10 protein-coding genes are annotated in these 12,798 nt (G+C 43.6%); 9 read left to right on the top strand and 1 reads right to left on the bottom strand.

What is annotated here, in order from left to right; all coding sequences use genetic code 11:
• Positions 1–563: 563 nt before the first annotated feature.
• A complete protein-coding gene (gene ydiK, locus PR799_RS01920) occupies positions 564–1,679 on the bottom strand; it encodes an AI-2E family transporter YdiK (RefSeq protein WP_036950431.1) in 1,116 nt (371 codons plus the stop codon).
• Positions 1,680–1,933: 254 nt separating this feature from the next.
• Here ydiK and ydiJ point away from each other — a divergent pair, with 254 nt between their 5' ends.
• The 9 genes from ydiJ to PR799_RS01875 all read left to right on the top strand — a co-directional run bounded on the left by ydiJ (position 1,934) and on the right by PR799_RS01875 (position 12,795).
• Complete coding sequence (ydiJ, locus tag PR799_RS01915; RefSeq protein ID WP_272521132.1) at positions 1,934–5,005, top strand: D-2-hydroxyglutarate dehydrogenase YdiJ; 3,072 nt, start codon at positions 1,934–1,936, stop codon at positions 5,003–5,005.
• Entirely contained in the window at positions 5,002–5,418 is a 417-nt protein-coding gene (locus PR799_RS01910) for a hotdog fold thioesterase (RefSeq protein WP_154627943.1), read from the top strand. Before ydiJ ends, PR799_RS01910 begins: the two co-directional genes overlap by 4 nt.
• A gap of 383 nt (positions 5,419–5,801) precedes the next feature.
• Positions 5,802–6,170, top strand: a complete 369-nt coding sequence (sufA, locus tag PR799_RS01905) for a Fe-S cluster assembly scaffold SufA (RefSeq protein WP_154604421.1) — start codon at positions 5,802–5,804, stop codon at positions 6,168–6,170.
• 16 nt (positions 6,171–6,186) lie between these two features.
• Positions 6,187–7,686: a Fe-S cluster assembly protein SufB gene (gene sufB, locus PR799_RS01900; protein ID WP_272521131.1), complete on the top strand. Its 1,500-nt coding sequence runs from the start codon at positions 6,187–6,189 to the stop codon at positions 7,684–7,686.
• Positions 7,687–7,731: 45 nt separating this feature from the next.
• A complete protein-coding gene (gene sufC / locus PR799_RS01895) occupies positions 7,732–8,478 on the top strand; it encodes a Fe-S cluster assembly ATPase SufC (protein ID WP_154604006.1) in 747 nt (248 codons plus the stop codon).
• Entirely contained in the window at positions 8,453–9,757 is a 1,305-nt protein-coding gene (sufD, locus tag PR799_RS01890) for a Fe-S cluster assembly protein SufD (RefSeq protein ID WP_272521130.1), read from the top strand. The genes sufC and sufD overlap by 26 nt, the downstream gene beginning before the upstream one ends.
• Positions 9,758–9,761: 4 nt before the next feature.
• Complete coding sequence (sufS, locus tag PR799_RS01885; protein WP_272521129.1) at positions 9,762–11,000, top strand: cysteine desulfurase SufS; 1,239 nt, start codon at positions 9,762–9,764, stop codon at positions 10,998–11,000.
• Positions 11,001–11,072: 72 nt separating this feature from the next.
• Positions 11,073–11,489, top strand: coding sequence for a cysteine desulfuration protein SufE (sufE, locus tag PR799_RS01880; RefSeq protein WP_036950416.1), 417 nt, complete (start codon positions 11,073–11,075; stop codon positions 11,487–11,489).
• 250 nt (positions 11,490–11,739) lie between these two features.
• A complete protein-coding gene (locus PR799_RS01875; RefSeq protein ID WP_272521128.1) occupies positions 11,740–12,795 on the top strand; it encodes a L,D-transpeptidase family protein in 1,056 nt (351 codons plus the stop codon).
• Positions 12,796–12,798 lie beyond the last annotated feature (3 nt).

Here is a 12,798-nt window from a genome sequence, read left to right as displayed (position 1 = left end):
TTAATTTACGTAAATATTCATAATATATTATTCAGATTTTCAGCAAAATAAAACTATAGTCTCATAAATAAAGTCATTATTAATGTTAAATAAAAAGTTATTAAATAATTAAAACCATTAAATCCATTACTCCAATTATGCGTAATTACGTATAGGGAGAGTAATTAGAATATTATATTGCCACTGTCATAGTGAGAGTTGGGGATGGGGGGCGTAGGGATAAAAAAAAAGCCTATCATGGGCTGACAGGCAAAGACTACACACAGCAATTTGGTTAAGTAAGTCACGTTAGAAATTAAATAACATAACTTATTAATTCGTTATCGAAGAGATATTAACAGGGATATATTAAACTGTTTAAATAAGTTAATCACTCGGAACACTCTTAATAAGATATTACTTATTGTTCCCAAATGATTATTCATTCGATGGGGAGAATATTAACATAATTAAAGATAAAAACTAACAGTAGTGTGTTAAATATTGTTTCTAAATATTAATGAGAATAGATAGTCGAGAAAACATGTTCAAAATGAAACATGTTTTCTCGAATTAAATGAAATTTATTTCTTCATTAAGAATTCTTCTTCAAGGAATTTTTCGGTAGCCTCTAAATTCTCACTTGGTGGAGCCACTTCATTCATCCACGCTTTGAGCAGGCTATAAGAGACAGCCAGCACTACAGGACCAATGAATAAGCCAATCATACCGAATGATAAGATACCGCCGATAACACCCACTAAAATAAGCACCATAGGAAGATCTGCACCCATTTTAATCAGCCAAGGGCGTAATACGCCATCCATTGTGGCAACCACTGCCGCCCAGACACCGAGAATGATTGCCCAGGTGGTATCCCCAGTCCAAAATAGCCATAGAACGGAAGGAACCATGACTAATAGTGGGCCAAGTTGTGCGACGCAGCAGATAAAAATCAAGACCGTTAAAATGGCGGCATAACTAATACCCGATAGAGCTAAACCGACGCCACCTACAATGGCTTGAATTAAAGCGGTAACAACCACGCCAAGTGCGACTGCACGAATAGATTGTGCTGCAAGTACCACCGCTGCGTCGCCACGGATGCCCGCAAGACGTACAGCAAAGTGACGAACACCGATTGTCACAAGCTCACCTTTATAATAAAGAAGACCGCTAAACAGTAACATTAATACGAGGTGGAATAAGAAGCGGCTGGCACTAACGGCCTGCGTTGCAAACCATCCTGCGGCTTGACCGAAATAAGGTTGAACTTTAGCCAATAACGCATTACCACCACTCGCGACTAAACTGTGCCAAGCGTAATAAAGTTTCTCTCCGACCATAGGCACTTGATTCAGCCACTCTAAATCAGGCAAGGTGATACTAGCCGGTGACTTCGCTAATTCGATAAGCGGCGCACTGTTTTGAATTATGCTGCCAATCAAAATACTGGTTGGAATAACAAAAAGAAGGAAGATCAGTAGAACCATGGTCAATGAAGCAAGCCAGCGCTTATTCCAAAGACGTGCTTGTAGTCGTAAGAGAATTGGCCAAGTAGCAATCACCATCATCCCCGCCCATACGAATCCTAAAATAAATGGGCTTAAGACCCAAAAACAGGTCGCTATCATAAAGATAATGGAGAGCAGTCCCAGGACGAGTTTGGGTAAATCCAAACGTTTTTGCGATTTTTCCATTAATGATCAATCCTTAACAAATGAAAATTCTGTGGGGTTAGGGCTTTTACAGGTGAAAATAACGTAATTATTTTTCATGCTTAAAAGAAACGATATTGTGATATGGTTTTACTGACAATGTCACCGGCAGATGCGCTATCTTTACAGGCTGCGAGGGAACACTTCAATATACCTTGTGCCTATTGTGCTACTTAAACTAAAGATAGTACATAACGACAAATGCGATTACTCAACAACAAGAGTCATGATTAATAATGATCCCGCGTATATCTGAAGCACCACATTTTAGTCAGCTAGCTATCCAATTTCTGCACGAGCTACAACAGCAAGGTTTTACTGGTGATACTGGCACCAGTTACGCTGAGCGCTTATCCATGGCTACTGATAACAGCATTTACCAACTATTACCTCAAGCCGTCATCTTCCCTCGTTCCAGCGCTGATGTACAAATCATTACGCGTGTTGCAGGGCAAGATAAATACCGCGAATTAAGTTTCACGCCGCGTGGCGGGGGAACGGGCACCAATGGACAATCGCTCACTGAAGGGATTGTGGTGGACATGTCCCGCTATATGAATCGAATTTTAGAAATCAACCCAGAACAGGGATGGGTAAAAGTTGAAGCTGGCGTGATTAAAGACCAACTTAACCAATTTCTAAAACCGTATGGCTACTTTTTCTCTCCTGAGCTATCCACAAGTAATCGAGCGACATTGGGCGGAATGATCAACACTGATGCCTCTGGGCAGGGGTCTTTAGTGTATGGCAAAACGTCAGACCATGTTTTAGGTGTCAAAGCGATGGTATTAGGGGGCGCTTGCCTTGATACTCGCGCTATGCCTATCGAGCTCGCCCAAACGATTGCGTCAGAGGATTCAGTCGAAGGGCGTATCTATAAAACCGTCCTTGAACGCTGCTTAGAACAGCGTCCGTTAATCGAAGAAAAATTTCCAAAACTAAACCGATTTTTAACGGGCTATGACTTACGTCATGTTTTTAATGATGACCTTACTCAGTTTGATTTAACGCGAATTTTAACGGGATCTGAAGGCTCGCTGGCGTTTATTACGGAAGCCACACTGGATATCACGCCACTACCAAAAGTGCGCCGTTTGGTGAACGTCAAATATGATTCGTTTGAATCCGCGTTGCGTAACGCACCATTTATGGTGCAGGCGCAAGCGCTCTCGGTAGAAACCGTCGACTCGAAGGTTCTGAATCTCGCGAAAGAAGATATTGTTTGGCACTCCGTAAAATCGCTGATCACTGATGTGCCGAATAAAGAGATGCTTGGGCTGAACATTGTTGAGTTTAGTGGCGATGATGAAAACGAAATCAATCATTTGACTAATAGCTTATGCCAACGCCTTGATGAATTGATGGCGAGCCATCAAGCGGGCGTGATTGGCTACCAAGTTTGTCATGACCTCGCGGACATTACCCGTATCTATAATATGCGTAAAAAGGCGGTGGGGTTATTGGGCAACAGTAAAGGTGCCGCGAAACCCATCCCATTTGTTGAAGATACCTGTGTACCACCCGAACATCTTGCAGATTATATTGAGGAATTCAGAGCGCTACTGGATAGCCATAAACTGAATTACGGAATGTTTGGTCACGTGGATGCGGGTGTTTTACACGTTCGCCCCGCATTAGATATGTGTGACCCTCAGCAAGAATTGTTAATGAAGCAAATTTCGGATGAGATTGTTGCTTTGACTGCAAAATATGGCGGCTTACTGTGGGGGGAACACGGTAAAGGCTTCAGAGCGCAATATAGCCCAGAATTCTTTGGTGAAGAGCTTTACAGTGAGCTGCGTAACATTAAGGCGGCATTTGACCCAGATAACCGTTTGAACCCTGGAAAAATTTGCCCTCCAGCGGGTGTCGATGCCCCAATGAAACAGGTGGATGCAGCTAAGCGTGGCACATACGATCGCCAAATTCCTGTTCAAATACGTCAAGAGTTCCGAGGTGCGATGGATTGTAACGGTAACGGGCTCTGTTTCAACTTTGATGTGAAAAGTCAAATGTGCCCATCGATGAAAATTAGCCGCCAGCGTGTGCATTCACCGAAAGGTCGTGCGACGTTAGTTCGTGAATGGCTACGTTTATTGGCGGAGCAGGGCGTCACACCAGAGCAAATTGAAAAAGGTGTGAAAAGCGAATCTCCATCGTTACGTGGATTGATTGAAAAAACGCGTAACTCATGGCGGGCGAAGCAGGGGGATTATGATTTTTCCCATGAAGTGAAAGAGTCAATGTCTGGGTGTTTAGCCTGTAAAGCATGCTCGACTCAATGCCCAATTAAAATTGATGTGCCGTCTTTCCGCGCAAAATTTCTTGCTCTGTACCATAGCCGTTATTTGCGACCTGTTCGTGACCATATTGTAGCGAATGTGGAAGCCAGCGCTCCGTTGATGTCAAAAGCGCCGGGCGTTTTTAACTTTTTCTTGCGTCAAACGGTAGTTCAGAAACTTAGCGAACACACCATTGGTATGGTGGATTTACCGTTATTTTCTCAACCGACGCTGAAACAGGAGTTATCAGGGCATGCAGCGACCTCCCTGACATTGGAACAGCTTGAAGGCATGTCTGCCAGCCAACGTGAAAACCATGTGCTTGTGGTGCAAGACCCATTCACTAGCTATTACGATGCCAAGGTGGTGGTAGACTTTGTTCGCCTGATTGAAAAGTTAGGCTATAAACCCGTGTTACTCCCATTCTCACCGAATGGTAAAGCACAACATATCAAAGGTTTCTTAAGCCGTTTTGCGAAAACCGCACGTAAAACATCGGACTTTTTAAATCGCGTTGCTAAACTGCAATTACCGATGGTGGGTGTCGACCCTGCATTGGTGCTGTGTTATCGCGATGAGTACCACGAAATTTTAGGTGAGCAACAATGCCAGTTTACGGTGATGCTGGCTCATGAATGGCTAATTTCATTACCTGAGCACTCATTATTAAAACAAGCCGAAAATGATGGGACTGACGAGCAGCCTTGGTATCTCTTTGGCCACTGCACTGAATTAACGGCATTACCCAATAGCGCCAACCAATGGGCGACACTGTTTTCCCGTTACGGGCGTAAACTCACAAACGTGAGTGTTGGATGCTGTGGAATGGCTGGGACCTATGGTCATGAAGTCGCTAACCTTGAAAATTCAAAAGGTATTTACAACCTGTCGTGGAAACCTGCGATAGAAAAACTGCCCCTAGAACGTTGCTTAAGTTCGGGATATTCCTGTCGTAGCCAAGTAAAACGAATGGAAAAAACGGCAATCAAACACCCAATTCAAGCCTTACTGGAGATTGTTTCATGATTTGGAAGCGTCAATTTAACTTGCAACAAATGGCGGCGATGGCTGAAAGCTGTATGTTAGGCCATATAGGGATTGAAATTACAGGTTTCGGTGATGACTACCTTGAAGGTACCATGCCAGTTGACCATCGCACCAAGCAGCCTTTTGGTTTGTTACACGGTGGTGCCTCGGTGGTGTTGGCGGAATCCCTAGGCTCAATCGCAGGCTACCTATGCAGTGAAGGGGATCAACGTGTGGTTGGCGTGGAAATTAACGCTAATCATATTCGTGCGGCGCGAGAAGGTGTGGTGAGAGGTGTATGTAAACCGATTCATCTGGGACGCCGTCAGCAGGTGTGGAATATCGAAATTTTTAACGAGAAAGACCAACTGTGTTGCACTTCCCGTTTAACGACTGCGGTATTGTTTGAATAATCAGCAGTTTATTTCCTCTGATACCCTCAGTTTATCTGAGGGTATCAATCCTATATTTATCTTTCATATCAATTCTTTATAACTTATCTAATTTATTCATTCTTATTCAATGAATGTAGTCTTATACCAAATATCACTTTATTAATTTGTGTTATTTTTATGTACTCATTAATACATAAAAAACATTATCATGAATGAAATTTATTTCTTAATTATTAATTGGTTAGCTATTTTTATGAACTAAAACCCTGTCAATAAACCGTTCTCATCGCTATAACCTCTTAAAACAAATGGTTGAAGTCATATGGGTAATCATTACCATGTCATATAGAGAAGAAATCGCTGATAACAGGCTGAAAAACCATAAGAAAAGTGAGGTCAAAATGACTGATGGTGTAGAAACATTTTCATTGGATGAAAATTCATGGCAGGGCGTCAGCCTAACCCCTAGTGCCGCTAAACAGATCAACAAATTGGTTCTTCAAACACCCAATAGCAAAGGTCTATCCCTCGGCGTGAAACAGTCGGGATGTGCAGGTTTTGGATATGTCTTCGAGATGATTGAAAACCCAACCGATGACCACTTAGTGTTTGAACTCGATGGTGCACACTTGTATGTGCCTAAAAAAGCAATGCCATTCATTGATGGCACGGTAGTGGATTATGTCCAAGAAGGGCTTAACCATATTTTTAAATTTAATAACCCGAAAGCTCAACATGCCTGTGGGTGTGGTGAAAGTTTCGGCGTTTAACTTGTGAAGCTAGATTATGTCTCAGAGCAATGTAGAAGTTGGCGAAGATGTTCAAAGCTGGCTTGATGAAAAACGTTATAAAGAAGGCTTTTTTACCCAAGTTGCCACCGATGAGATGGCGAAAGGGCTAAATGAAGATGTGGTTCGTGCTATTTCTGCGAAGCGTAATGAACCTGAGTGGATGCTGCAATTTCGTCTTGATGCCTTTAATCACTGGAAAGGCATGGAAGAGCCACACTGGCTGAAAGCCCATTATCCAAATTTGGATTACCAAGATTACAGCTATTATTCCGCGCCATCGTGCGGGTCGTGTGATGATGCCTGCGGCTCACAGCCTGGTGCGACGCAATCAACAGGCGCTGCGGAAGACGCGAATTATCTGACGAGCGAAGTTGAAGATGCTTTTAACCAGCTAGGCGTGCCTGTCCGTGAAGGCAGCAAAGTAGCGGTAGATGCGATTTTTGACTCCGTTTCTGTATCGACAACCTACCGTGGCGACTTAGCCAAACACGGGATTATTTTCTGCTCGTTCAGCGAAGCGATTCAAGAGTACCCGGAACTGGTGCAAAAATATTTAGGTAGCGTCGTTTCTAGCCACGATAACTTTTTTGCTGCGCTGAATGCAGCCGTGGCATCGGACGGAACCTTTGTTTACATCCCGAAAGGGGTGCGTTGCCCGATGGAGTTATCGACCTATTTCCGTATTAATGCGGCAAAAACAGGGCAATTTGAACGCACAATCTTAATTGCGGATGAAGGCAGCTATGTGAGCTACATCGAAGGGTGTTCAGCACCGGTGAGAGATAGCTATCAATTACACGCTGCGGTTGTGGAAGTGATTATCCATAAAGATGCCGAAGTGAAATACTCGACAGTTCAAAATTGGTTCTCGGGTGGTGATAGCGAAACGGGGGGAATTCTCAATTTCGTGACTAAACGTGCTCTGTGCGAAGGGGAAAATTCCAAAATGTCATGGACACAATCCGAAACGGGTTCTGCTATTACGTGGAAATACCCAAGCGTGATTTTAAAAGGGGACAATTCAGTTGGGGAATTTTTCTCTGTCGCACTGACCAATGGCAACCAACAAGCGGATACGGGCACTAAAATGATCCACATCGGCAAAAATACCCGCTCAACGATTATCTCAAAAGGGATTTCGGCAGGTAAAAGCCAAAATAGTTATCGTGGGCTCGTCAAAATACTCCCGAGCGTCCATAACGCCCGTAACTTTACCCAGTGCGATTCCATGCTGATTGGTACCCAATGTGGCGCTCATACCTTCCCGTATGTGGAAGTGAAGAACAATACCGCACAATTGGAACATGAAGCGACAACGTCGCGCATTGGCGAAGACCAGCTGTTTTATTGCTTACAACGTGGGATCAGCGAAGATGATGCTATCTCAATGATTGTTAACGGCTTCTGTAAAGATGTTTTCTCAGAGTTGCCATTAGAGTTTGCCGTTGAGGCACAAAAATTATTGGCTATCAGCTTAGAACACAGTGTGGGCTGATCCTAACCGAGTTTAGTTGCGCTTGAGCGCTAAAGGCATGTTGATATGTTAAGTATTAAAGATTTACATGTAAGTGTAGAAGGTAATGAAATCTTAAAAGGGCTGTCTCTGGAAATTAAACCGGGGGAAGTTCATGCCATCATGGGGCCAAATGGTTCAGGTAAAAGTACCTTGTCCGCAACCCTAGCAGGTCGTGAAGATTACCAAATTGACAGTGGTGAAGTGACATTCAATGGTAAGGATTTACTTGAATTAGATCCTGAAGAGCGTGCGGGTGAAGGGATTTTTCTTGCATTCCAATATCCGGTTGAAATTCCGGGTGTGAGTAACCAATTTTTCCTGCAAACGTCAGTGAATGCAGTGCGCGAATACCGCCAGCAAGAGGCGCTAGACCGCTTTGATTTCCAAGATTTTATCGAAGATAAAATCAAATTGTTGGATATGCCACAAGACCTGCTCACCCGTTCAGTTAACGTGGGTTTCTCTGGTGGCGAGAAAAAACGTAATGACATTTTACAGATGGCGGCGTTAGAACCTAAGTTATGTATTTTAGATGAAACCGATTCTGGTTTAGATATCGATGCGCTAAAAATCGTCTCTAATGGTGTGAATTCACTGCGTACTCCTGAGCGCTCATTCATTATCGTGACCCACTATCAGCGCATTTTGGACTATGTAAAACCTGATTTTGTTCATGTCCTGTATCAAGGGAAAATCATCAAATCCGGTGATTTCAGTTTAGCAAAAAAACTGGAGGAGCAAGGCTATGGCTGGCTTATTGACCAACAGTGAAAGAGCAGAAAAACGTGCTGCGGTTGATGCTTTAAATCAGCAGGTAATGCGCCGTTTTGAAACGCTATATGAGCAAGGATTAGGTGGAAAATCTCAGCACGCTCAAACCCATTGGAGCCTCGCTAAACACGTTGGACTGCCCGCTTTTCGTCATGAAGATTGGCACTATACTCCGTTAAATAGCGTGTTAAATACCCATTACCGTTTTAGCTCGCAGCAGCAAATGCCGCTAAATGACACGCTCGCATTAGCTATCGATGCTTATCGTGTCGTGCTGGTGGACGGACGCTACAATGCGGAACTCAGTTCTGTCGATACGGGGGAGTTTCAAGTTTCTCTGCTCGATAGCCAAGACAGGCTACCTGATGCGGTGAACAGCGAGATTTTTTTACATTTAACGGAATGCCTAGCCGCTCAACCGCTTATTATCCAGTTAGCTGCCAATAAAGTTGCGACTAAGCCACTCTATTTACTGAATATCTCCAGTGGCAGCCATGATCTCGACTCGATGAACATGAGCCAATATCGCTACCATTTGACATTGGGAAATAATAGCCAGTCTCAAGTGATTGAACACTTTATCAGCTTAGATGACCAAGCACATCTGACTGGTGGGCGATTGACGGTCGAAGTGGGTGATAATGCGCAATTTACCCACTTCAAGTTAATGACAGAAAACTCACAGGCTCAGCATTTCGCCCACAATGACATTGTGGTGGGGCGTGATAGCCAAGTGAAAAGTAGCAGCTTTTTATTAGGTGCTGGGTTAACTCGTCATCATACAAGTAGCCGTCTTGACGGTGAGAATACGGAATTTGAGTTAAACAGCCTGTTGCTACCGCAAGGTAATGAAATAGCCGATACACGCAGCTATCTTGAGCACAATGCGGGTTATTGTAATAGCCGACAGTTGCATAAAGTGATCGCCATGGATAGCAGCAAAGCGGTATTTAATGGCATGATCAAAGTTGACCCTAAGGCGCTGAAAACAGACGGTCAAATGACTAACAATACCTTATTACTGGGTGAAAAAGCGGAAATCGATACGAAGCCTCAACTGGAGATCTATGCCGATGACGTGAAATGTGGTCATGGGGCAACGGTTGGGCGTATCGATGATGAGCAACTTTTCTATCTGCGCTCTAGAGGGATTGATAGCCAAGCGGCTAAGCAGATGATCATCAATGCATTTGCTGCTGAGTTAACCGAATCAATTACTATCGATGGGTTAAAACAGGCCGTGATGGCGAGTATTCATCAACGTTTAGCGGAGGTGTAAACCGATGCCATTTGACGTTGAATCGGTCAGGCAGGACTTTCCTGCCTTAGCGCAATCAGTAAATAACCATCCATTGGTCTATTTAGATAGCGCGGCGAGTGCTCAAAAACCTCAGCAAGTTGTGGATGCGGAAAGCCAATTTACGTTGCATCAATATGCGGCAGTGCATCGTGGGGTTCATACGCTAAGCGCGAATGCCACCACGCTGGTGGAAAATGTTCGCCAAAAAGCAGCGGATTTTTTGCACGCGGCTTCCCCTGAAGAGATAGTGTTTGTTAAAGGGACGACAGAAGGAATAAACCTCATCGCGAACAGCTTTGGGCGCCAGTTTATCCAGCAAGGTGATAATATTATTATCACTGAAATGGAGCACCATGCGAACATCGTTCCTTGGTTTATGTTGGCGCAAGAGCGTGGTTTTGAAGTACGGATCCTGCCTATTCTTGAGGATGGTACCCTTGATGTCTCCCAGCTCGCACAACTCATAGATGTGCGCACAAAGCTATTCAGTTTTACGCATATTTCCAATGTGCTTGGTACCGTTAACCCGGTAAAAAAATTGATTTCACAAGCGCGTGAAATTGCAGGCCAGCATGGAAATACACTGACTATACTCGTGGATGGTGCGCAAGGGGCGATGCATCAGCAGGTTGATGTGCAAGCGCTGGATTGCGATTTTTATGTCTGTTCTGGTCATAAGCTATATGGACCAACAGGTATTGGGATCCTTTACGGCAAGAAGGCATTGCTTGAGAAGATGCCACCTTGGGAAGGTGGTGGGGCGATGATCCGCCAAGTCAGCCTGAAAAAAGGGATCACATTTGCTGATGTTCCATGGCGATTTGAAGCGGGTACCCCGAATATCAGTGGAATGATTGGTTTAGGTGCAGCTTTAGACTATCTCAATGGGTTGGGATTAAGTGAAACTTTTGCGTATGAAAAGCAATTGATGCATTATGCGACGGATTTGCTTAAGCAAGTGCCTTCCCTTCATTTATATGGTAATGACCAACGTGAAGGTGTGATAGCCTTTAATTTAGGTGAACATCATGCCTATGATGTTGGCGCATTTCTGGATAGATATGGGATTGCCATTCGTACTGGGCACCACTGTGCGATGCCATTAATGGAATATTATCAAGTTCCAGCGATGTGCCGTGCATCTATTGGTGTTTATACAACTAAGCAAGATATCGATGCTTTGTATAATGCGTTATTGCGTATTAAACAATTACTCGGCTAAACACCGACGATATATCAAAGTCACTGTATTGCAGCACATAGAGATTGTAGCGAATAGATAGAAGGAAATATTATGTCGGCGTTACCCGATGAAGCGAAGCTATTACGCAATTTTGCACGTTGCCAAGATTGGGAAGAGCGCTATTTGTATATGATTGAACTGGGCGGGCGTTTACCGGCGTTATCTGAAGCTCAACAGGTGGATGATAACTTGATAGCGGGTTGCCAAAGCCAAGTGTGGATTGATATGCAAAAACAACCGGATGGCCATGTTGTTCTAGCTGGAGATAGTGATGCCGCTATTGTTAAAGGGTTAGTGGCGATTGTGATTATTCTCTTTCAAGGGAAAACACCTGAGCAGATCCTTGCGGTGGATGTAAAACATTTTTTCCAGCAATTGGCGCTTGAACAGCATCTTACACCTTCTCGGACTCAAGGTTTAAATGGCATGATCAAGTCGATTTTGGCGAGAGCTCACCAACTTCTTTAAGTGTTCTGTGGGAAATCTTCGGAATTTCCCACACTTTTCTTTTCTTCCTATTATTCTTATTCTAGAAAATAGACCTAAGTAACTTACTGTATTTTATTGTTAAACTAACAATAACGAGACAACGTTAGCTCATATTCAAATTATTAGCGTACTAAAATATTTATTAGGTATTAAAGATATTCGAGATAGTTGCTATTATGAGCGATATTGTTTGAATTTTGTAATGAATCTTATTTTCCTTGGAGTAGGTATGAAAAGAGTTTTGACGGCGGTAAGTCTGTTTGTCATGAGTGCGGTGCTGGCACCTGCGCAGGCTAAAGATTATCCATTACCCAATAACAACACACGCCTGATCGGGGAAAATATCACCTATGTGGTGCCTAACGATGGGCGCCCACTGGAAGCTATCGCAAGCGACTATCAGATTGGTTTGTTGGCGATGTTAGAGGCGAATCCTGGGACAGACCCTTATTTGCCTGAAGTGGGTAAACCGTTGATTATTCCTGCTCAAATGTTATTACCATCGACACCGCGTACTGGTATCGTGATTAACTTGGCGGAAATGCGTCTTTATTATTACCCTGAAAACAGCCATAAAGTGGCTGTATATCCGATTGGAATTGGTCAGCTAGGACGAGACACACCTGAAATGGTGACGTCTATTAGCCAATTAATTAAAGACCCAACATGGACACCAACCACCAATATCCGTAAACATTATGCACAGCAGGGTATTACACTTCCTGCGGTGGTACCTGCAGGGCCAGAAAACCCGATGGGGCTGTATGCGTTACGCTTGTCTTATGGTCGTGGCGAATACTTGATCCACGGTACTAACGCTAATTTTGGTATTGGGATGCGTGTGAGTTCTGGCTGTATTCGTTTACGCCCTGATGATATCAAAGCACTGTTTACCCATGTTCCAAAAGGAACTCGCGTTCAAGTTATCGATCAGCCAGTTAAATATGCAAAAGAGCCAGATGGTAGCTATTACATTGAAGTGCATCAGCCATTGTCACGTAAAGACAGTGATGATCCACAGACAATGCCAATCAAGCTCACTGAAGATTTCCAAGCGTTTTTAGCGAGTAATCCGGGAATTGATAAAGCGAAAGTTCAAGCAGAGTTGTCTAGACGTTCAGGATTGCCAGTGAGGGTGAATGTTGGGGATGATTCAGAATCGATGAAACGCGATTATCAGCAGTTAAAACCCATTGCACCATTCACGATTACTCAACCACAACCTGTATTTGAAGGGGAAGTGAAGTCTTCTATTCCTGCTAAATATCAGTCATTTAAAAGCTAATGA

The organism is Providencia sp. PROV202 (assembly GCF_028479565.1).
GTDB lineage: Bacteria > Pseudomonadota > Gammaproteobacteria > Enterobacterales > Enterobacteriaceae > Providencia > Providencia zhijiangensis.
The sequence above is the reverse complement of the archived record's forward strand: the minus strand, read 5'-3'. Positions and strand labels throughout refer to the sequence as shown.